Annotated in this window: 19 protein-coding genes; 8 read left to right on the top strand and 11 right to left on the bottom strand. The window is 61.8% G+C overall.

From position 1 onward, the window contains the following. Both QM609_RS25280 and QM609_RS25275 read left to right on the top strand, forming a co-directional pair. Positions 1-753: an isocitrate lyase/PEP mutase family protein gene (locus QM609_RS25280; protein ID WP_007730096.1), complete on the top strand. Its 753-nt coding sequence runs from the start codon at positions 1-3 to the stop codon at positions 751-753. A 2-nt stretch (positions 754-755) separates the two neighbouring features. Further along, entirely contained in the window at positions 756-1,775 is a 1,020-nt protein-coding gene (locus tag QM609_RS25275) for a DUF2804 domain-containing protein (protein WP_007730095.1), read from the top strand. A gap of 88 nt (positions 1,776-1,863) precedes the next feature. Here QM609_RS25275 and QM609_RS25270 read toward each other — a convergent pair whose 3' ends face one another. Then, complete coding sequence (locus QM609_RS25270; RefSeq protein ID WP_054186905.1) at positions 1,864-3,102, bottom strand: HNH endonuclease signature motif containing protein; 1,239 nt, start codon at positions 3,100-3,102, stop codon at positions 1,864-1,866. A gap of 198 nt (positions 3,103-3,300) precedes the next feature. On the opposite strand from QM609_RS25270, the gene QM609_RS25265 reads away from it, so the two are divergent. Continuing rightward, on the top strand, positions 3,301-3,453 hold the full coding sequence (locus QM609_RS25265) for a hypothetical protein (protein ID WP_007733703.1): 153 nt from the start codon (positions 3,301-3,303) through the stop codon (positions 3,451-3,453). 82 nt (positions 3,454-3,535) lie between these two features. On the opposite strand, the gene QM609_RS25260 is transcribed toward QM609_RS25265, so the two are convergent. The 7 genes from QM609_RS25260 to QM609_RS25230 form a co-directional block, all read right to left on the bottom strand. Continuing rightward, a complete protein-coding gene (locus QM609_RS25260; RefSeq protein WP_054186906.1) occupies positions 3,536-5,158 on the bottom strand; it encodes an amidohydrolase in 1,623 nt (540 codons plus the stop codon). A gap of 9 nt (positions 5,159-5,167) precedes the next feature. Beyond that, positions 5,168-7,345 (bottom strand): AAA family ATPase, encoded by a 2,178-nt coding sequence (locus QM609_RS25255; protein ID WP_003941536.1) that lies wholly within the window; start codon positions 7,343-7,345, stop codon positions 5,168-5,170. A 21-nt stretch (positions 7,346-7,366) separates the two neighbouring features. Further along, complete coding sequence (locus tag QM609_RS25250; RefSeq protein WP_029254795.1) at positions 7,367-8,197, bottom strand: CDP-alcohol phosphatidyltransferase family protein; 831 nt, start codon at positions 8,195-8,197, stop codon at positions 7,367-7,369. Positions 8,198-8,256: 59 nt separating this feature from the next. Continuing rightward, a complete protein-coding gene (locus QM609_RS25245) occupies positions 8,257-8,970 on the bottom strand; it encodes a phosphatidylserine decarboxylase (protein WP_003941540.1) in 714 nt (237 codons plus the stop codon). A 72-nt stretch (positions 8,971-9,042) separates the two neighbouring features. Beyond that, the gene (locus QM609_RS25240) at positions 9,043-10,062 is read right to left on the bottom strand and encodes a DNA polymerase III subunit beta family protein (protein WP_042450437.1); all 1,020 of its coding nucleotides are present in this window, start codon (positions 10,060-10,062) and stop codon (positions 9,043-9,045) included. Further along, a complete protein-coding gene (locus QM609_RS25235) occupies positions 10,052-10,504 on the bottom strand; it encodes a hypothetical protein (protein WP_007733713.1) in 453 nt (150 codons plus the stop codon). Before QM609_RS25235 ends, QM609_RS25240 begins: the two co-directional genes overlap by 11 nt. Positions 10,505-10,538: 34 nt before the next feature. Next, positions 10,539-11,009, bottom strand: coding sequence for an SRPBCC family protein (locus QM609_RS25230; RefSeq protein WP_003941500.1), 471 nt, complete (start codon positions 11,007-11,009; stop codon positions 10,539-10,541). Positions 11,010-11,198: 189 nt separating this feature from the next. On the opposite strand from QM609_RS25230, the gene QM609_RS25225 reads away from it, so the two are divergent. Continuing rightward, positions 11,199-12,590 carry an amino acid permease gene (locus tag QM609_RS25225; RefSeq protein WP_021333985.1) on the top strand — a complete coding sequence of 464 codons (1,392 nt, stop codon included), beginning with the start codon at positions 11,199-11,201 and terminating at the stop codon, positions 12,588-12,590. Here QM609_RS25225 and QM609_RS25220 read toward each other — a convergent pair. Beyond that, the gene (locus QM609_RS25220) at positions 12,562-13,815 is read right to left on the bottom strand and encodes an NAD(P)/FAD-dependent oxidoreductase (protein WP_021333986.1); all 1,254 of its coding nucleotides are present in this window, start codon (positions 13,813-13,815) and stop codon (positions 12,562-12,564) included. The genes QM609_RS25225 and QM609_RS25220 overlap by 29 nt on opposite strands. A 990-nt stretch (positions 13,816-14,805) precedes the next feature. Here QM609_RS25220 and QM609_RS25215 point away from each other — a divergent pair. Then, positions 14,806-15,309 carry a hypothetical protein gene (locus QM609_RS25215; RefSeq protein ID WP_042450431.1) on the top strand — a complete coding sequence of 168 codons (504 nt, stop codon included), beginning with the start codon at positions 14,806-14,808 and terminating at the stop codon, positions 15,307-15,309. Positions 15,310-15,521: 212 nt separating this feature from the next. Here the strand turns inward: QM609_RS25215 and QM609_RS25210 are convergent, their stop codons facing one another. Then, complete coding sequence (locus QM609_RS25210; RefSeq protein ID WP_007733717.1) at positions 15,522-16,982, bottom strand: wax ester/triacylglycerol synthase domain-containing protein; 1,461 nt, start codon at positions 16,980-16,982, stop codon at positions 15,522-15,524. 1,428 nt (positions 16,983-18,410) lie between these two features. Further along, on the bottom strand, positions 18,411-19,559 hold the full coding sequence (locus QM609_RS25205; RefSeq protein ID WP_007733721.1) for a PucR family transcriptional regulator: 1,149 nt from the start codon (positions 19,557-19,559) through the stop codon (positions 18,411-18,413). A gap of 82 nt (positions 19,560-19,641) precedes the next feature. On the opposite strand from QM609_RS25205, the gene QM609_RS25200 reads away from it, so the two are divergent. The 3 genes from QM609_RS25200 to groEL all read left to right on the top strand — a co-directional run. Next, complete coding sequence (locus QM609_RS25200; protein ID WP_003941506.1) at positions 19,642-20,427, top strand: HAD-IIA family hydrolase; 786 nt, start codon at positions 19,642-19,644, stop codon at positions 20,425-20,427. Positions 20,428-20,507: 80 nt separating this feature from the next. Next, a complete protein-coding gene (locus QM609_RS25195) occupies positions 20,508-21,065 on the top strand; it encodes a DUF6764 family protein (protein WP_039973364.1) in 558 nt (185 codons plus the stop codon). A 273-nt stretch (positions 21,066-21,338) separates the two neighbouring features. Next, a partial coding sequence (gene groEL, locus QM609_RS25190; protein WP_283337595.1) for a chaperonin GroEL occupies positions 21,339-22,212 on the top strand: 874 nt, incomplete at its 3' end.

The following is a 22,212-nucleotide window of genomic DNA, read 5'->3' as shown; positions in this document are numbered from 1 at the left end:
ATGACTTCGATCAACGACAAGGCAACTGCTCTACTGGCGTTGCACCAGCCAGGTAATCCGGTCATTCTCCCGACGGTGTGGGACGCGTGGTCGGCGAATCTTGCGGTGGCTGCCGGTTTTGCAGCCCTGACGGTAGGCAGTCATCCGGTTTCCGATTCCATCGGCAAGCCGGACAACGAGGGCATCACCTTCGACGAACTTCTGCACCGGATCAAGCAGATCACCGGTGCGGTCGACGCCCCGATCTCGGTGGACATCGAGGGTGGTTACGGGCTCGAGCCGGCAGTTCTCATCGACGGGTTGATCGATGCCGGCGCTGTCGGACTCAACATCGAGGACACCGTTCACAGTGAAGGCGGACGCTTGCGCGAGGCGCAGGAGCACGCCGACTTCGTGGGTGGGCTTCGTCAGGCCGCCGACGCAGCCGGAGTTCACGTTGTCGTCAACGCGCGCACCGACCTGTTCGTGAAGCAGGTCGGTGACGAGTCCGATCGCGTCGATCGCGCCATCGCACGCCTCAAGCTGGCGGCCGACGCCGGCGCCGACGTTCTTTACCCCGTCGGGCGGCATGACGACGCGACCCAGCGCCGCCTGACGTCCGAGCTCCCACTTCCGATCAATGCGATCGGAATCCCGGATCAGGACGACCCGGCAAGTTTCGGTCCGCTCGGAGTGGCACGTGTGAGCTTCGGTCCGTTCTTCCAGATGGCATTGGCCAACCGTGCGAACGAGATCTTGGGACGCTGGAAGTAAGAATGCAGACACTGATGTCGCCCGGCCCGCTTCTCGACGATGGCGGACATTTGGTCGAGACGGGTTGGGCCCCATCGGAGATTCGCAAGTATCGACGCTCTGCGATCGCCGCTCCGAAGTTCCGGATCAAGGAGTGGGACTACTACTGCGTTCTTACTGCGGATTACGGCATCGCGTTGACCGTCGCCGACAACGGGTACATGGGCTTGCTCGGAGTCTCCTGGCTCGATTTCCGAACACCACACGAGATTACCGAAAACGTGATGCTGCCGTTCCCGATGGGAAGGCTCGGCCTGCCCGAAAGCGCGGACGACGGTGATGTGGTGGTGTCGAAAGGTAAAGCTCGCTTCGAGTTTCGCCATGTGGACGGTGGGCGCCACCTGATCGTCGACTACCCGGCTTTCGACGGTGGACGAGGTCTTCATGCCGATTTGTTCCTGGCGAGTCCTGCCGATGACCGGATGGTGATCGCCACACCGTTTCCGAAGGCGTCCCGATCGTTTTACTACAACCAGAAGATCAACTGCCTGCCCGCTGCCGGGACCGTGCGAATCGGGAGCGACGACTTCACATTTCGCTCGGAGGACTCGTTCGGCGTTCTCGATTGGGGCAGGGGAGTCTGGACTTACGACAACACCTGGTACTGGGGTTCTGCATCCGGAGTGGTGAACGGCGAGCGGTTCGGATTCAACATCGGTTACGGCTTCGGCGATACTACGGCGGCCAGCGAGAACATCGTGTTTGTCGGAGGGCGGGCACACAAACTGGACAGGATCGACTTCGGCATCCCGCAGGGAACGTACGACGGCGCTCCGTGGAACTTCTCGAGCAACGATGGTCGCTTCGAGATGACTTTCGAGCCGATCATCGACCGTGCCGCGACTTTCGACGTCGGGGTGCTGCGTTCGATTCAGCATCAGGTGTTCGGAAAGTTCTCCGGCACAGTGATCCTCGACGACGGTACCTCCGTGGTGGTTCGAGATCTCCTCGGATTTGCCGAGGAGGTTCGGAACCGCTGGTAGGCCGTACGTCTCCGCGAAGATGACGGAACGCACCATGAGCACCGGGGCATGATCGTGCCCCGGTGCTCGCGTCTCGAGTTGTTTCACTTCAGGCTGCTGTCGGTGGGCCGTTCCCGCCGATCGGCTGCTGATACGGATCAACTGACATCGGCGGATAGAACACCGATTTGCGATCCGGCCCGATCTCCACCCGCCACTCCGTGTGGTGCATCGTCCGATGATGATGACCGCACAACAAGATCAGATTGTCGAGATCCGTTGGGCCGCCATCGTTCCAGTGAACAATATGGTGAGCATCGCACCACCCCGACGGCGTCCCGCACCCTGGAAACGCACACCCGCCATCCCGAACCGCAAGAGCCCGCCGCTGCGGCACCGTTGCTGTTCTCGCTTCCTTACCGCAGTCGAGCGGAACACCATTCTCATCCAGGAGGATCCGGGTGACCGTGCAGTCGCAGGCCAACATCCGGGCGGTGTCGATGCTGATCGGGCCCACCCAATCCGTCCACGCGAAACCCAGTTCCTGAGTCGACGGCAAGAGGTCTTTCAGAACTTTAAGGTCTGTCATATCTTTCGCCGACGCAGTCACCGTGATGTGCGGTTTAACCCCGCCCTCGATCGGACCCAACCCCGCCCGCTCGTACCGGCGCAACAACTCGCAAAACCCGTCCGCACGCCGTAATGCCGGAGTACGCGTGTCCTTCACGCCGTCTTTCTCCGGCGTCGGCGCCGACAGACTCGACAGCAACGTGATCAGACGTGCCCCGTTCACAGCATCCAGATCACCCTTCACGGTCACCCGCCCGTACAAGCCTTTCGAGGCGTAGAACTCGTTACGCTCCGAATCCTCACCCACCGGAACGCCGTCTTCGCGTTTGCCGTACTGCTTCTCGATCCGCCGGATCGCTGCCCGCACCGCATCACAATCGGCGATGTTCTTCGACGCCAACCCCAACAGAATCCCGCGGGCCTTGTCCACATCCGCCGGCGTCATGTTCTTCGGCGGATGCTGACAAAACGACGCCACCTGCCGCGCCTTCAACGCATCCACGTCACCGCGATGGAATGCATCCGCGACAACAGGTTCGAGCATCAACAACCGCGCCAACCCGACCAGCAGACTGCACTCACCGATCTCCAGATTCGTCGAACCATGCAACCACTGCGCGATCGCCCGAAAACCCTTCCCGCCGAGAACCTCACGGGAAAACATCTCCACGATCAGCAACACCATCCGCGACTGCAATTCGTGTCGGGCGCGCACCAGATCCAGAACCTCACTCTTGAGGTCCTCGCCATCCAGCTGCCACGCTTCCCGACTGTCCATGCTCAAAGTTTAATCGAACAAAGTTTCGAACACAAGACTTGGGTCTCGAAAACTGTTCCTATGCAATAATTTTCGACAATTCTGATTTCTGGGACTTTTCGGATCTTCATTCGATTTGCGGCAGGCAATCTCGACTGCCTCATTGCATGGACTCTGCTGACGCCGAGCGCTCGGCATACATTCCGGCTTCATGTTGACGTGGACGAGGGCACTTGGACGCGCGGCCGCGCATGGGCTCTGTCGATTGCATTGGTTGCCTTGCCGTACTACCGCGACACGAACGAGCAGATCACGGCCTGGGCGAAACATGCGATTGCCCAGGTCGTTGACGACGTCCACACCGAACTCTGAGACCACCCAGCGTCGTTTCCGTTCTCGCAACGATCCTTGGAACTCGAGCAGGGAGGGCAACAGTCTTGTCCGCGGCGACCGATCAGTCGATCGCGCTCAGGTCCCCGTACACCGTCCGGCCCTCCAGGACGGTGGCGAGCACCGTGATGTCGGCCAGCTCGGCCGGCTCGACGTCGAGGGGATTTGCCGACAGCACAACCAAATCCGCGTAGGCGCCGGGAAAGATGGACCCGATGTGATCTTCGCTGAACAGCTGCCAAGCGGCGTTGACCGTATGGGCGCGCACGGCGGCGTCCACGGGGATCCGTTCCTGGGGTGCGACGACGCGACCGCTGGGCGAAAGCCTGGTGACGGCGTCCTGCATGTTTCGTAGCGGATTGGCGGGGGTGACGGGACCGTCGTTGTGGAAGGTGAACCGTTGCCCGGCCGCGAGTGCAGATCCTGCTGCGGCCCAGACGGATCCGTATTCGGGGCCGAACAGGTCATCCACCAGAACGTCACCCCAGTAGTGCAAGTGGTCGATGAAGATGCTGACCGTGACGCCCAGTTCCGCTGCGCGGGCGAACTGATCCGGACGCATCGCGCCGACATGTTCGAGGCGCAACCGGTGATCGGGCCGGGGGTGCTCCTTCAGAAGCTGCTCCCACGCGTCGAGAACCATGGTGATCGCGTCGTCGCCGTGGGCGTGGCACGCCATCTGCCACCCCTTGGCGAAGTAAGCGGAACTGATGTCGTGGATCTGTTCGCCGGTGTAGTTGGCATGCCCGTGCGTGCAGGCGATCCCGAGCGCACGGGTGGCTTCGGTATCGAGATACGGGAAACTGGTGGCGATGTTGCCGACCCACGGCGAACCGTCGGACCAGGCCTTGATGCCGATCTGGCGCACCAGGTCGTTTCCGTCGCCCGGCGACGCCTCGGTAGTGCGTGCGTCGTTGGACATTTCGTAGAGCCGCAGACGGGTGGTGAGCAGTCCGGCGTCAGCTATCGCGGCCAGGGCTGGCCGCATCTTGGGGTCGAACGACAATTCGGCGATGGTGGTGATTCCCGCGGCGTTCAGCCGGGCGCATTCGGCCGCCACCAGTGCGGGGAAGTCGTCACCGATGGTGACTGCGTGGCCCGCGACTGCAAACACCGCAGGCATTTCGTACGCGGCTCCGTCGAGTGCGCCCGTCGCGTCGTGGCCGTACGATCCGCCGATCGGATCGGGGGTATCGCGGGTGATGCCGGCCTGCACTGCTGCCGCCGTGTTGAAATACGCGACGTGTCCCGAGTTGTGCATGATCACGAGGGGGTACTCCGGCGCTACGGAGTCCAGCCAGTCGATGGTCGGGTCGGGTAGGCCCTTCTGCAGCAACGGGTCCCAACCGTTCAGAGAAGCGCCGGCAGCACCTCGCGAACGAACAGTGTCGACGACGGCAGCAACTACGGCGTCCGCCTCGGCGATCGTGACAGGCCGGATGTCGACGACGTCAGGCCCGAGCACGATGGCTTCTTCCAAAGGGTGACCGTGTGGCTCGATGAACCCCGGCAGAACAGTGGCACCTCCGACGTCGACGACGCGGGTATCCGGCCCCACCAGTTTCTCGACGTCCGTGCGCGCGCCGACGGCTGTGATCCGGCCGCCCGTCACGGCGAGCGCCTGGGCGCGTGGTGATTCCTCGTGCATGGTCACGATGTCGCCGTACAGAACCAGATCAGCAGCCATGGTCAGTCCTTATCGGTTGTCCGCGTACGCCTGTAGGTGTGCCACCTGCTCGGGATCGAGTGAGGGACGTACCTTCTCACGGGCGGTTGCCACGTCCGCGGCCGTCACGTCGGCCGCGTCCATGCTCCGACGCATGGCGGCGAGTGCAGCCTCACGCAGGAGAGCCGAGCAGTCTGCTGCCGAGTATCCCTCGAGATCGACGGCCAGAATGTCCAAATCGACATCTTCGGCGAGCGGTACCGACTTGCCGGAAGCACGCAGAATCGCTTTGCGGGCCTCCGCATCCGGCGGCGGTACGAATACGAGACGTTCGAGTCTGCCGGGGCGCAGAAGAGCCGGGTCGATCAGATCCGGTCGGTTGGTGGCGCCCAACACCACGACGTCGCGTAGCGGTTCGACGCCGTCGAGTTCGGTCAGCAACGCGGCTACGACGCGATCCGACACCCCGGAGTCGGAACTTTGACCACGACGCGGGGCAAGGGCGTCGATTTCGTCGAGGAAGATCAACGAGGGCGCCGAATCGCGTGCGCGCTGGAACAACTCTCTTACGGCCTTTTCGGAGGCGCCGACCCACTTGTCCATCAGCTCCGCACCTTTGACGGCGTGGACGCTGAGGTGACCTGAGCTGGCAAGGGCACGAACGAGATACGTCTTACCGCAGCCGGGAGGGCCGTAGAGGAGCACGCCGCGGGGTGGGTCGACACCGAGGCGTGCGAAGGAGTCGGGGTGCTGTAGCGGCCACAGCACCGCTTCGGTGAGCGCCTGTTTGGTTTCGACCATGTCGCCGACGTCGTCGAGGGTGACGCTGCCGATCGACAGTTCTTCGGTACTCGAACGAGACAGTGGCCGAATCACTTCGAGGGCACCGACAAGATCTTCCTGCGTGATCTCCGGAGAATCACCGGATTTGGACGCCCGCGTCGCCGCTCGCAAGGCAGCTTCACGGCAGAGCGCCGCGAGGTCGGCGACCACGAATCCCGGTGCGCGCGAGGCGATGGCGTCGAGTTCGAGGGTTCCGGTGGGCACGCGGCGGAGCAGGAGTTCGAGCAACGCCTTGCGGGTTGCGCCGTCCGGCAGGGTAAGTGCGAGTTCTCGATCGCAGAGATCCTGGCCGCGAAGGCGCGCGTCGACGGTCTCCGGATGGGCGGAGGTCGCGACGAATGCCACGCCCGGGGTTGCGACGGCGCTGCGCAGTTGTTCGAGGATCAGTGCGGATACCGGTTCCGCGGTGGCCGGAAGCAGAGCGTCGATGTCACTGATCAGCAGTACACCACCGCCGCGCACGGCAGCAACGGCGTCGACGATTCGCTGCAGGCGGGTATTCGCCTCGGTGGCACCGACTCCCGGGCCGTCGAGTTCGACAAGTTTGCGCGAGGACAGGACCGAGCGGGCCAACGTGGCTTTGCCCACGCCGGCGGGGCCCGTGATGAGGACGCCGAGGTGCGGGGAGGCGCCGAGCGTACGGAGCAGTTCGGGTTCGTCGAGTGCCAGGCCGAGCCACTCGGTCAGCTTGGCTGCCTGCGCTTGCGCGCCGACGAGGTGATCCAGCGGAACCGACGGTGCAGGCTCGATCGCGACGGCGGCCGGACTGGAAACAAGCGCACTCGGTGTCAGTGTGCCCGCCGAGCCGGAACCCCAGTTGACTGCCGAATTCGGCTGGACGCTGACCGGACCACCGGCAGGTTCGACGGCCGTGACGGTGAGCAGTTCGGATGTCCACGCGACGCCGAAGGTACGGGAAAGCGCTTGGGTGGCTTCGGAAGTGCTCGTACCCGGACCGAGATCGCGGGGGAGGAGCGAGACCGTGTCGCCGACGCTGACGACCTTGCCCAGAAGGGCTTGTCGCAGAACCGTCGAGCTGATCGAATTTGTCGCCATGGACGAGCCGGTGACGGAGACGGATCGCGCTCCGTACACCGTCACCGGACCGACCACGACGGATGAGTTCTCGGTCAGGCCGACGTTCGACATGGTGACGTCGTCGAGAAGGATCGTGCCTGCCGGGGTTCCGGTGGGTGCACGGCCCGCGACGGTCGCGGTGCCGCGGGCTCCCATGAGTGCGATGGCATCCCATTCGCGGATGCCCAACGCCGCCAACGCTTCGGGGTGCAAGCGCACGACCCCGCGGCGTAGGTCGGCGGCAGAGGTGTTGAGTCGAACGGTGAGGGCGAGTTCCGGCGAAGTCACCTCTCGAGAGTACGTCGTGGACTAGCGGGGTCGCCGCAATCCGAGACGAGCGGCCGAGCGGCGGCCACCGACGTTGGGTTGGCGTCGGATCGCGCGGCGTTCGGAAGGCTTGATGTCCCAGGTTTCGGGACGTGCTGCCACCCACCGCTTCGAGTGCACGGCAAACGGGATGTGCACCAGGTAGATCGCGATGAGAACGATCAGCAGGATGTACGGGTAGGTGATGAGTGCGGCTGCAGCCAACGTCACCAGGACGAGCAGGCCGGCCGCCATGTGCGGCGGCACGGATACCGACTTCATCGCCAGCGTCGGGATGCGGCTGACGATCAGTGCAGCCGAGAAGAGCGTCCACACGATGACGACGAAGTGCGAAGACCACCAGCCGTCACCCCACTGAGCCGTCGCGGCCAGGGGAGTGAGGGCGATGAGTGCGCCGGCCGGAGCCGGAACGCCGACGAAGTACTCACGTGCATACGCGGGGACGTCGTCGTCGTCGAGCAGGGTGTTGAAACGTGCGAGTCGCAACACGATGCTGACCGCGTAGATCAACGCGATGATCCAGCCGATGCTGGTGCCGTCCAGCAAGGTCACGTACAGGACCAGGGCCGGGGCGACGCCGAAGGAGATGGAGTCGGCCAGTGAGTCGAGTTCGGCGCCGATCTTGCTGGTGGCGTCGAGCAGTCGCGCGATGCGGCCGTCGAGTGAATCGAGGACGGCAGCTGCGCCGATCATCGCGAGCGAGGTACCGGGTTGTCCGTCGAGAGCGAATTTGACGGCGGACAGCCCGGCGCACAGCGCCAGGATGGTGATGACGGACGGCAGCAACCGCACCGCCTGGGTGCGTTTGGGCATCTTCGCGCCGGGTTGGGCTGCTCCCGGCTTCTTCACGGCTGACTTCATCTTCGGCGTCTTCACGGCAGTTGCGCGATAACTGTTTCAGCACCGATCGTGCGTTGTCCCGGCTCGACCAGGAGTGTGGTTCCGGCGGGGAAATAGGTGTCGACGCGTGAGCCGAAACGGATCAGTCCGTACGTGTCGCCGATCGGCAGGACGTCACCGACACCGGCGTAGCAGACGATGCGGCGTGCAAGCAGTCCCGCGATCTGGACAACCGCAACGTCGTGACCATCGGCGGTTTCGATCAGCATGCTGTTGCGCTCGTTGACCTCGCTGGCGTCGGCGAGATCTGCGGAGAGGAACTTGCCTGCCTGGTGAACGACCTCTTTGACCGTTCCACCGACAGGGCTGCGCTGGACATGCACGTCGAGAACCGACAGGAAGATGCTGACGCGCGGGCGCGGCTCGCTTCCGAGATTGAGCTCGGCGGGCGGAACGGCGTTGTCGACCAACGCCACCTCGCCGTCGGCGGGTGCGACGACGACGCCGATGCGGTTGGGCGGCACCCGGTGCGGGTGACGGAAGAACGTGGCGCATGCGGCGGCGGTGGTCAGACCGGCTCGGCGCACCCACTTACGGTTGCGGCCCAGAGCTGCAACTCCCAGCGGGGCCAGCACGAACGGCAGGCCGGCGGGATGAAGTGGCGGAATCGCATGGCGAACCAGATCGACGATATGTCCGATCCCGGTGGGTTGCGGGGTTCCGGGGGGTGTGGGTCGGCGTGCCACAGGCTCCTCTAACTACTCGGTAGGTCTTCTGCTGGTCGCACTGACAGTACGGGGTGGTAAAGCATCCATAGATTACGTGAACGCCTTCTCTCCTACAGGCTGTAGTGGCATCAAGTACGAGTAGTACCCGACACAGTCGCCGGTGCGTATCGCCAGCGGGAGCGTCGCACCGCTTACTCGGATCACCAGTTGCCGCCCCGGTTGGGCTGCGGCGGCGTCGCGCAGTCGCTGCCGGTCGACCAGTACTCGGAACTTCTCACGGGGATCCGTTCCGCCCGGATCCACCCGGGCACCACCGTCTTCGCCGACGCTGACGACGGCACTGTCCTCGGTGCCGTTGAGCAGGGCGGCAAGGTGGTCGCCGCTCAGTTCGACGGCGTTGTGGTGCTCGCGCAGGATTCGGTGATCGGGGAACTCTCCGTCCTCGATCAGGGGGCTGGACACCTCACCTCCCGGATACGACGCAGTCACCGTGCGCGCGGAGAAAGTCAGCGTCACGACGCCGGCGACGTCGCGCAACAATCGCGCGAAGGTGACGGGAACGACAGCGGACACCGTCAGAGCGGAGTGAACTGTCACCTCGGCGACCGCGAGCCGGAACTGATCAGTGGTGACAAACGCAGCGACGCCGTCGTGAATGTCGAGGTGGACGCCGCGAAGTATCGGGAACTCCGATTCCTCGTTCACGGCGAACAGCACGGCGTCGAGTGCGCGTCGTAGATCCCACGAGTCGATGTCCACGCCGCCGGAGATAGGTAGCGCGTCGATCAGGCGGTGGATTCGTCCCAGTTCGGCCCGGGCGTCGGCGAGACCGTCCTCGAGGTTGCGCAGATGGGCGTCGAGGCACGAATGGGGTTCCGGTCCGGTCAGGACGGCCATCATGTCGCGGATCGGAACACCGACGCGCCGCATACCGGCGATCACGCGTGCGTCGCGGAGTTGGTCGTCGGTGTACCAGCGGTAACCGGTGTGCGGATCGACGGAATGCGGGACGAGCACGCCTTCCTTGTCGTAGAACCGCAGCGCGCTGATCGGGAGCGCCGACGCCCTGGACATCTCGCCGATCGTCAAGAGGGCGGAACTAGTGGTCACGGATCAATTCTGCCCGCAGTCGCTCGATAGCGCCCCTGATCATCCGGCCGTAACCGTCGTCGGCGAGTGTGCCGACCGACGCCTCGGCCTTCGTCAGATGCTCGACGGCCTCGGCGTCGCGTCCGAGTTTGCGGTAGTCGGCAGCCAGGTTGAGGTGCAGCGATGGATAGAAACCGGCGACCTGCAGCGATGCGTGGTGTTCCTGGGCTCGCGCGTCGGTCAACGAATCTGCAGCGTCGAGGGCGCGCAGGTCCCAGCAGAGCTCTTGAGCCGGATCGTCTTGAACGTCGGCCATGTAGTGCGCGAGGGAGACGATGTGGAGCGCATCGGGGGCGGCGCTGATCTCTTCCCACACCTTCTCGAACGCAGAGCGAGCCCCGGCTCGATCGCCGGAGCTCGCCAATTCTTGTGCCTGCGCTATCTGTGTCATCACGGGATCCATGGAACGGATCCTGATGCCTCGACCAGGTCGAGGGTCAAGCAGAGGTGCGTGCAGCCGCCTCGGCCTCGCTCTTCACACGCTTCAAGGTGGCATTCATGCCTTCGACGAGCTCGACCTCGAAGTCGGCGTTTCCGCCCAGGACGGTCTTGACGAGGAACTGCGAGACCTTCGACGTTCCGGTGGGAGCCTCGCGACGCTCGGTCACTTTGGTGCCGGTAGCGGTCGGCTCGAGTTCGTAGGACCAGATCGTGCGGTTCTCCGCGATGCGGAACGCCACCGACTTGTTGGGCTCGAAGCGAACGACCTTCGACGACGTCGGCCAGACCAGCAGGCCCTTGCGGTTGACGTTGATCGTCTTGGCGCCCTCACGCACGGTCCCGCCGATTACCTTCATCACCTTGCACTGGGGGCTCCATTCGCCCATGCGCTGCAGGTCGGCGACGATTGCCCACACGTCCTGCGGTGATGCGTCGATGTCGATGCTTGCTTCGAGGGTGTTGGACACAGTCTCTCCAGTCGAGTTGATGCTACGTAAAGTTACAAACACTTTTGTCGATCGTAAGCGATCCGTCAATGGACCATGTGTGTCAGGTCACTGTACGGCCGTCCAACAGGGTCGTGCGGGAACACGCGCGGTGGTAGCGGACAATGGTTCGCGCACGTATGACGATCCATCCGACTGGAGTACCGAGAAGTGAACAGCGACGCCGCGACGCAGGATGGCCTCAAGCGAGGGCTGACAGCGCGCCATATCCGCTTCATCGCCCTCGGATCAGCCATCGGAACCGGACTGTTCTACGGCAGCGCCGAGGCCATCAAACGAGCCGGCCCGTCGGTGCTCCTGGCCTACCTGATCGGCGGTATCGCGGTCTACCTGGTGTTGCGAGCGCTCGGCGAGATGGCGGTCCGTAACCCGGTTTCCGGTTCGTTCAGCGAGTACGCGAACAAGCACCTCGGACCACTCGCCGGTTTCATGACCGGGTGGACGTACACGTTCGAGATGGTGATCGTGTGCCTCGCCGACGTCACCGCCTTCGGCCTGTACATGCAGTTCTGGTTCCCGGACGTACCGAGATGGATCTGGGTTCTGGCTGTCGTCTTCTTCATCGGCGCGATAAACCTGTTGAGCGTCAAGGTGTTCGGCGAACTGGAATTCTGGTTCACGCTCGTGAAGATCACCGCCATCATCGCGATGATCGCCGGCGGCATCGCGATCATCGTGTTCGGATTCGGCGTTCACGACACCGATGCCGGAATCAGCCACCTCTGGTCGGACGGCGGGTTCTTCGCGACGGGCTTCGGCGGATTCGTCGCGTGTTTCGCGATCGTCATGTTCGCGTTCGGTGGCACCGAGATCATCGGTATCACCGCGGGCGAAGCCGAGGATCCGGCGCAGACCATCAGGAAAGCCGTCAACACGGTCCCGGTGCGCATCATTCTCTTCTATATCTGCACCCTCGCCGTCATCATGGCGATCATTCCGTGGCAGACCATCAACTCCGACAACAGCCCGTTCGTCCAGATCTTCGAGAACCTCGGATTGGGAACGGCCGCATCGATCCTCAACATCGTCGTCATCACCGCAGCCCTGTCAGCCATCAACAGCGACGTTTTCGGTGCGGGTCGCATGATGTTCGGAATGTCGCATGCCGGCCAGGCCCCGCAGGTGATGAAGAGAGTCTCCGCCAACGGTGTTCCGTGGATGACCGTTGTCATCATGACCGTTGCCCTGTTGGTGGGAGTAGTGCTCAACTACCTGATCCCGGACCAGGTGTTCCTCGTCATCGCCTCGCTGGCGACCTTCGCCACCATTTTCGTCTGGATCATGATCCTGCTCTCGCAGTTCCGTTCCCGCGCTCAGATGAGTGCAGACGAAACAGCGGCACTGAAGTTTCCAGTGCCGCTGTGGCCGTACGGTCAGATCTTCGCGATCGTGTTCCTGGCTTTTGTCATCGTGTTGCTCGGCGTCATCGCCGATACCCGAGTTGCGCTGCTCGTCGGCGCCGGATGGCTGGTTCTGCTGACGGGCGCGTACTACAAGTGGGTGAAACCGGCTGTCAGCGCAGCGGATCGAAGTGACTCATGACGGTCGGCGTCTGAGCACCGGTCATCGAGTCGGCCACCATCTTTCCCGTCAACGGACCCAGAGCGATTCCCCACATCCCGTGGCCACCGGCGACGTGCACGCGCGGCGAGCGCGTGGCTCCGATCAACGGCAAGCCGTCGGTAGTGCACGGTCGTGATCCCACCCACTCCTCTTCCCGCGCAGTCCAGTCGATGCCGCTGAGCATCGGCTTGGCCGCATCGATGATCGCCTGCACGCGGCGCGGATCCAGCGGCGCGTCAGGGCTGCGGAATTCCATCATTCCGGCCACTCGGAAGCGATCGTGCAACGGAGTGCATGCGACGCGCTGGGTGGGGAAATACACAGGGTTCTTGGGGAGGTGCTCGGGCTTGACACTGAAGCTGTATCCGCGTCCGGCCTGCACCAGTTTGCGCACACCGAACGGTGCTGCGAGCTTGTTCAAGCGGGCACCGCTCGAGATGACCACGGCGTCGCCGTCGCGTGAATCACCGTGTGCACTGCGAACAGTGACTCCGCCGACCCGATCGTCGATCTGCGTGACGTCGAAACCGCTGACGATTTCTCCACCGCGTTCACGAACCGCGTCCGCCAACGAGTTCACGAACAACGGGGGATCGATGAAACGCTGATTACGCAGACGCAAACCGGCTTTCACACCCTGGCCGAGTGAAGGCTCGAGCGAGTGAATCGCGTCGTAGTCGAGGAGGTCGAAGTCGACTTCTCCGCCGGCAGCTTCGACGTGATGGAACTCGTCCACCAAGGTCTGTCGGTCCTTCTCGGACGCAAACGCGGCGAGGAAAGGATCGGCCAGGCGGGTCAGCTCTTTGACGCCACCGTCGGCGAGTTCGTCGTACGCGCCCAAGGCTGTTCGGTTGACCTCGGTGTAGACCGACATCGCTTCCTGCCACTTCGACGGCGTGCAGTGGCGCGCGAACCCGACCAGGAACCGAATCAGCTTCAGATCGGTGGTGAGTGGCACGTACACCGGGGACGACGGGCTGAGCATCGCGCGCAAGCCGTATTGGAGCACTGCGGGTTCGGGCAGCGGAAGCGTCAATGCGGGGGCCAGCCAACCGGCGTTGCCCCAGCTCGCGTCGGCTGCGACGCCGTCGCGATCGACGACGGTGACCTCGACTCCACGTTCCTGCAAGAACCAGGCCGTCGACAATCCGACAACACCCGCACCGACCACGACCACACGATCGGGGCTTTGACGAGTTCCCATGACGCACTCCTTCTACAGACTCTGCTCGAACCGAGACGCCGGTCACATCCGGCTCTTCTCCCAAGCATGAATCGCGGGGGCGGCAAAAGGACTGGCCGTTCGGCCACAGCTTCGGGGAATGCGTTGTGCGAGTGCACAGCCCTCGCTTGGGAAGCGAATCACAGTGAGTCGGTTCGTAAATGCGCTGGAACTTTTGAATTAATACTAAAGTATTAACCATCTCTCGAATGAGCTGCGTTGTTAATACTTTAGTATTAATGTTTCGCTGAATGTTAGTTCCTTGGTATTAGTCGCGTGCAAATCCTGGATGTAAGTGGGGGCGCCATTTCAAGTTGTCGAGAGATTTCTTTCAAAAACTGTTACAAGTTCTAGTAATTGAGGTATGGTGACGGTCATCACATAAACGGCAAATCGTGAATGGCCTTCAATCGTCGATCAGCTGTTCCAACTTACCGCTCGGTGTGAGCATCCAGTGGAATGGGTGCTACCAAACCAGCTGATTGGAGGTGGTTTCTCACGGTCGGACGTCATCTTTTTCGGAATCGAGACATGATTCCCGGGTGATGTCGTATCGCTAATCTCCGTTGTCAAGATTTCGGTCGTGCATCGGTAGTGAACAAATCCTATCGTGCTGCGCACGGCCTCAAAGACTTCCCCTTCGCCGCGAAAATTCCGGTGATGCGGAGGCTGTCAATGCAGTAATTCAACTTTACTCGAACTGCGTTTTGGCAGGAAGTGCTATCAACGCTAAAAACCGATCCCGAAAGGGAATGAGGAGTAGAAGATATGCATGTTTCAACGGCAAAACGTACGGTGGCCGCTCTAGCAGTAGCAACTGCTTCGGCGGGCATGGTATTCGCAGCAGTTGCACCGGCGTCGGCAACTGCAGGTACGACGGTGACGAGCTATAACCAGGCGTGCCGCGCTGTAAGTGTTGGGCAGACCGTGGATCAGGTAGTTCCAACCTCGGTCACGGCTAACCACGTCACTGTGAATGCCACGCCCGGGGTAAATTCATACACCCTTCAGCCCGGTTCAGCGACGACGCCCAGCAGTTCTGGCGTCTCGGGTGTCACATTCCTCGGCATTGATGACGTCAGGCTTGTCTACCGCTATGACCCAGCGACGTTCGTCGCAGGATCGGCCGCACTGGTGGCCGGTTCCGGTTCGGGCTACACAGGCACGGTCACTCTCACCGATACCGGATCGCAACTGATCGTGGACGGTGCGGATGTCGGCGTAGGCGTGACATACCAGCTTCCGAAGATTAGTTTCCAAACTCGGAACAGTGCGTTGGACGTGAAGTTCGACACTCAGGGCACCGCGGCCCAGATGTATAACTTCTCGGCGAATTACTTCCGTTTCACATCGAAGGCGTCAGTGCCTATCTTCGGGACAGTCAGTGCGCCGACCTCATGCATTCCCGCCAATGCGGTGGGTGCGACCGGTAGTTACCCGGCACTGAATTCGGGTGCGGGCGTTCTGCATCCATAGTCAATCCGGACCCCGGTGATTAGCAGCGCTGCCTGACACCCCACTCAGGCAGCGCTGTTTTGCGTAGTCTTGTGCGTGAGTGCCAGAAGTGTGTGCCGGGAGGCGCTTCCAGACCATGTGGATGCGAGTTACGTGCAGAATTACCCGCTCGACAAGAATCCCGACCTACCGCAGTGGTAGGCCGGGCTCGTAATGTCTTGGTGAATAAGGGATCAGGATGCGATGACGGTCGAGTTGCTCTCGAGCTCACGCGTCTTTGCGGCTTCCTTCAGTTCCTCGAAACTCGCGCGAAGCAACTCCAGGTAGTGGCCTAGATCTGGCATCGTTGCGGCGTCTGCAATCACGTTGAGCGTTAGGTTGCCGCCACTCGCAGCTACCATGAAGTGCCGCAGCCCGTCACCGTCGACCGGTGCTTGATTAGCGAGTACGGCAGTGCCAGATGCCCCGTTCAGGGTCAGTCCGTTGACCGAGAGCGGAATGTTACTCACCATCGTGTGCTGATACCGCGGCCCATCCGGCTTGTAGTCGTCATGGTGACGTGAATATGCCATCAACCGCGCTATCGGAGCGGGTAGGGTCTCCAACACTGTGCTCATCCGCCGGACCGCTGTGTGGGACGTACGGGCCTTCTCCGAGCGTGCAGACTCTGCGATGAGAGCGAGTCTCTTCAGCGGATCCGTGATCGTGGTGTGCATGTTCACGGACAGATTCACCAATTGGTTTGCGGACTCCCACTCCTCTTGCTTGCGCATGGACCGCGGAACCATCGCGAACAGAGAACCTCGAGGCGCTTCGCTCTTCTCGGTAAGGTATCGCGCCATCGCGCAACCGACCACAGCCAGAAGGACGTCGTTGACAGTCGCTCCGGGGACTGCGTTCTTCACATGCCGAACCTCGTTGCCTGCGAGGATGATCGGCTCCACCAATGCCGACCCGCTTACCTTGCAGTTGAAGCGGGTGCTAGTACTTTCGTAGATGCACTCGTCCCATTCTCCAGCACTCTTCGCCTCGACTACCGCACGGGCAGCAGCCCGATTGCCCGGAATGCTCTTGGCGAACTGGATAAGTTGGCCGGGGAAACTCAGCACTGATCGCGTGAAGAGACGTCCCCGTAGGAACCGTATTGCAGGTGCTGATTTCCTCGGCCGTTGCGCATCCGAAAATATGGCTTCACCCAGCATTCGGATCGCGATTCCGTCGGCCGCGCTGTGATGAGACTTGAGCACAACCGCCGTCAGCCTGCCGGGTAGAGCGTCAAGCCCCTCGATCCCCGTGAAAAAGTGCAGTTCCCAGGGTGGGCGGCTGAGATCCATTCTCGAGGTCAGCAGGGCGCTGAGCATTTCTTGAAATGGTGCCCAACCCGGCTCGGAAATCGCGTTGACCCGCACGTGGTCGCCCACATCCAGGTTGGGGTCTGGAACCCAGTACGGATGGCCGAGTCCCAGTGGCGTGTGCTGGATTCGGTGGGTGAACATGCGATTGTGTCCGAGCCTGGCGGTGACCCAATCGACGGCTTGCGCCTGCGTGAATTCTGCGGCTGGGTGCTGAGATGTTTCGAAGAAGTACACGCCGACCAGATGCTTCAGGTGGCCGGCGGACTCGTTGTAGACGAAGTCCGCGTCTCGCGGATTCACCTGTGTGACAGCCGCATCCAGCAGGTTGGGCAGTCTCATGTCGAACTCCTCACGTGGCGGGTGCCGGATCAAAGTGTCCGTGCCCCGGAACTCTCGTGGCCCGGAACTCTCGTGCCTGGAAAACTCTCGTGCTTGGAACGCGAAATGACCCCCGAGGCGAATTGGAGCCTCGGGGATCATCGAAGTTCAGAGTAGAGAAGTTGCACCAGAGAATTTACTTCTGCAGAATGGTACTTCCCAGGCCGGTCAACTCTATGGTCCCAGTAGCCCAGGCGATCAAACTGGTGATATATCTTTGCAGCATTGTAAATCACCTTTCCTTAGAGCGGCGTCGGCGTGTACGCGGACAGGGTGTTGAGATACTTCGCGAACGTACCTACTAGGTCGATTGAGCCAAATCCCACCAGATCCGACAGATAGCTCATTGAAAGATCGAACATTATTGTCTCCTCTCCCGACTACGGGGCAACGGTCGAGCCGAGGGCGGTCTGAATGCTTCCACCAATACCTGCAGAACCGCTAGCCATTAGGTTGATGGCTGCGGAGATAGACTTGAAGATGCCGTCGACTATTGCCTGCACATAAACGAACGGGGGTAGCAATGATTGCGAATCAATGCTCGTGACTGCGTCGATTATACTTGCTGTATCCACTATGCTAACGCTCCTTGCGGTAGATTTTTATCACGGTAGGAAATTCTGTTGAAGTCAGCCGAGTGGGGGTTGCCAGTCGAAGTCGACTGACGCCATGGAGCCTCTGTATACGAGCAATGAAATGATCTGCAAAATTATCGGTTCCTTGAGGTAAGGCACCATCGATCCTAGATCCATCGTTTACTCCTGTCGTTGGGTGATGTTCTGAAATGGATCAGGGTTGCGATGAGCCGGTCTCGATTAATCCGGCTAGCGAGCCGGTGGCGCCCTCGATGCCGGGCACTAGGGATCCGCTCCATACATTGTCCAGTAATCCGGTGAACAACGCAGCCGTTGCTTGAAGGAACATTGCGATCATATGAAGTTCCATCCTTTCGATAGATCTGGAAGACTTTTTGTACATCGGCGCATGCTTGTTGCATTCCACAAAGAGCAGGTTCGACTAGTGCACGGACCCTTGCGATCGTTCTGCTAAGAGATCCGTGTGGCGTTCGGGGTCTTATGTGGCGTGACGGGAATGAGGTTAGCTCGAGCAAGTCCACTTTGACTAGGAATTTGTAGAACCAAACTGAAACGTGTTTCATTTGTGCTGGTCAGGCAACCAAAATGGCCTATTTGGGCCGTGAGAGGAAGATCTTGCGGAACGCTAACCAGATTGCAAGATTGATGATTGCCGAATTGCTGGGTTTTGGGAATCGTGGCCGGTAATTATGACTTTTGGCGGACTGGTCGTTAATACTTTTGGGTGATATTTTGTCGAATACCCCCCAAAGTGGAGCGGCACGGGAGATGCTCCGATACCTTCTTCGCCGGCTCAGGAACTTCGTAGTTTGAACTGAAGCATCAGGATCAGTCGAGTGTCCGCGTCGCTCAGGTCAACCCCGCACATCTCCTTGCAGCGGCGTAATCGATTGCGGAGAGTGTTGGGGTGAACATGCAATGCTGCGGAGGAACTCGCGACATCACCGCCCTTGTCGAGGAAGGTGTGGGCCGTTGCGACGAGTTCGCTTCCATGTCGACGGTCGTACCCTTCCAGGGCGTGCATAGGTGTGGCGGTGCTCAGTCCGTCGAATATGTCGGCAACATGTAAGGCCAGTACCGACGCCAAGGTGTCGTTCATACCCGCGACAATCCCGCCGGACCGGTTGTGTCGCAGCGCGCCCAGAACATGGTCGGCGTCGGCGCGTGACAAATGGCATTCGCTGGCTGATTTCACGGTGCGGCCCACCGCAACGGCAAGTTGTGCTCGTGTGCGGGCGCGGCTGAGGAAGTCCTCCAACAGTCGGCGGGCGTTCGCTTCGTCAGCGCCGACAACAAGGTACGTCGAGTCGATCAACTGTGCGATCACGGCGTCGACGGCCAGAGTGTCCAGGTACAAGCTCAAGGAGGCGACCAACCCCGCCGGCAGTGGTCCCGTGACGGTTCCGACCGCGACCACCGTGAGCGGACCTGCCAACCGCAAGTCGTCGGCGGCGCGGAATGCGGGTTCGCCACCGCCGATCAGTGCTTGGACGCGCTGGGATTGGCGACGACGTGTGCTGTCGACCCGGTCACGCTCCGAGGCGATTCTCTCGGCCACGACAGATACCGCGGAACGAAGTATCGATTCCTGTGTGGGCGTCGGTGTTCCGGCCAGTGCGACCCAGATCGAGCCGACGGGGTGATCGTTCTCGCGAACTGCGATAACCAGTCGCGGCGTGATCGCGGGGTCTTCGAGGTCGACGTAGATGGGATCGCTCTCTCGGTGAAGCCGATCGAATACTCCTGCATCGGAGAGTAATTGGCGGAATCGGCTGGGTACCTGCCGACCGAGGATCGTGCCGATGCGAGCTTCGTCTACGGCCTGCTCGCCGCCGGAGTACGCGAGAACCGTCGAGTTCTCGTCCTCGATCGTGACGGGAGCGCCGAGCAATTCGGCCAGAGAACCGGCAACGGAGAAGAGGTCGTCGTCGCGCAGGTCCATGGGTGGGAGCCTACTGAGCGATGGACGGATTTCGGGTTTCGACGCCTCGGCAGGACCTCGATGGCGAATATAGGCTGGTGCAATGGCCGACATCGAAGGTGTTCTGTTCGATATCGACGGAGTCCTGCTCACGTCCTGGCAGCCGATCGAGGGAGCAGGGGAAGCAGTACGCGAAGTTCGGCGGCGCGGATTGGCCTGTGGGTTTCTGACCAACACCACCTCGCGCAGTTCGACACTCATCGCGCAGGGGTTGTGCGACGCCGGTATCGAGGTGGAGGCGAGCCAGATAGTTACTGCCGCCAGGCTCACGGGGGAGTACGTGCGGGCGACGTACCCGGACGCGAGGGCGTGGGTACTCAATCACGGTGACGTGTCCGCCGATCTCGAGGGAATCGAGTTCGACGACGCCGATCCCGAGGTCGTGATTCTCGGTGGCGCCGGCCCGGAGTTCACCCACGAGGCGCTGAGCCGAGTGCTCGAACTATTGCTCGCCGGAGTGCCCGTCGTCGCGATGCACCGCGGGATGATGTGGGAGACCGTAGACGGCCTTCGGATCGACACCGGAACGTACTTGCCCGGCTTCGAGGAAGTGGCGGGTGTAAACATCGCCGCAGTGGGTAAACCGTCTCTCACGGGGTTCCTGACAGCCACGGAGTTGATGCATGTCGAACCTGAGGCGACGGTGATGGTCGGCGACGATCTGATCGGGGACGTCCTCTCCTCGCAGCGGGTCGGCCTGACCGGAGTTCTGGTGCGCACAGGCAAGTTTCGGCAAACAGTGCTCGACCTCTCGGTTCAGAAGCCCGATCATGTCATCGATTCGGTCGCGGATCTCCCGGCCCTTCTCGGGGTCGTCCTCGAGGCTTGACCAGGCGGGGGTGACGGACTTCACTCGAGCGGGTACTCTCGCGCCCGAATCCAATGAACTTGTTCCACGAAGGAGTTTCTATGCCCTTGATCTCGTCAGTCTGGTTCCGTCGCTCATACTCTCGAGTCAGCGGAATTTCCAGTAGTCGGTTGGGGGGCCGCCTGGCGAGAACAGGGGCTGTGATGACTGTAGGTATGGGGCTCGCCGCCGGGCTGGCGCTGACCGGTGCGGGAGCTGCTTCCGCGGCGCCCGTCGCGTGTGTCTCGCCGCCGTCGGCAAATGACATCCAGGTCTCCGAGACCGCGAGCTGCGGCGCGCAGTCCGTCGGAGCCGGCCGCGCGCAGGCCGGTGCCGCCGAGAGCGGTACGGCAGTGAGCGTCGCCGCCGACAACGGCTACTCCAATTCATATGCCAACGGCTTCGGAACCGCGCTGGGGGCGTCTCGCGGTAACGGTCAGGCGCAGGCATTCGCGCTCGGCGGCGGTATCGCGCGGGCCGGGGCGGCTGACGGAAATGTCACCTTCGCCATCGCCGGTTACGGGGCGGGCGCTACAGCCGATGCCAATGGCGTCGACTGCGTCGGAGTGCTCTCGTTCGCGGTCAATTTGAGTAACGGACAGTTCTGCATCGCGGGCTGAGGCTCAACCTTGCACTCGGCACGCTCGAGTGCTAAAAATGCAGTTGGCACTCGCGAACCGTGAGTGCCAGGTCGAGGCAGTGAGACCGGGAACCATAGACACCCCCGGTCGTCCGTCGCGGGCACTGACTAGACCACAGGCGTAGATGGGTGACCAGGCAAATCGGTCGCCCGTGTAATGAGGTGACCGGTCAAACGGTCGCCTTGTGCCGATGAGGTGACCCGACGAGCGGTCACCTTGTGTGTCACCCCCTATCCGGAGGATCACTTCGCAATGGCAAAGATCATCGCGTTCGACGAAGAGGCACGTCGTGGCCTCGAGCGAGGCCTCAACGCCCTCGCCGACGCTGTCAAGGTGACGTTGGGCCCCAAGGGTCGCAACGTCGTTCTCGAAAAGAAGTGGGGCGCCCCCACGATCACCAACGATGGTGTTTCCATCGCCAAGGAGATCGAACTCGACGACCCGTACGAGAAGATCGGCGCCGAGCTCGTCAAGGAGGTCGCCAAGAAGACTGACGACGTCGCTGGCGACGGCACCACCACCGCTACCGTTCTCGCACAGGCACTGGTCCGTGAAGGTCTGCGCAACGTCGCAGCCGGCGCGAACCCGCTCGGCCTCAAGCGCGGCATCGAGAAGGCTGTCGAGGCTGTCACAGCTCGCCTGCTCGAGACCGCCAAGGAGATCGACACCAAGGAGCAGATCGCTGCTACCGCCGGTATTTCCGCCGGCGACCCGTCCATCGGTGAGCTCATCGCCGAGGCTATGGACAAGGTCGGCAAGGAAGGCGTCATCACGGTCGAGGAGTCCAACACCTTCGGCCTGCAGCTCGAGCTCACCGAGGGCATGCGCTTCGACAAGGGCTACATCTCGGCGTACTTCGCCACCGATGCAGAGCGTCAGGAAGCCGTCCTCGAAGACGCGTACATCCTGCTCGTCAGCTCCAAGATCTCCACGGTCAAGGACCTGCTGCCCCTGCTGGAGAAGGTCATCCAGTCCGGCAAGCCGCTCCTGATCATCGCCGAGGACGTCGAGGGCGAAGCTCTCTCCACCCTCGTGGTCAACAAGATCCGTGGCACCTTCAAGTCTGTTGCCGTCAAGGCTCCCGGCTTCGGTGACCGTCGTAAGGCTCAGCTCGCCGACATCGCCA

The organism is Rhodococcus sp. IEGM 1302, from assembly GCF_030056935.1.
GTDB lineage: Bacteria > Actinomycetota > Actinomycetes > Mycobacteriales > Mycobacteriaceae > Rhodococcus_F > Rhodococcus_F qingshengii.
The sequence above is the reverse complement of the archived record's forward strand: the minus strand, read 5'-3'. Positions and strand labels throughout refer to the sequence as shown.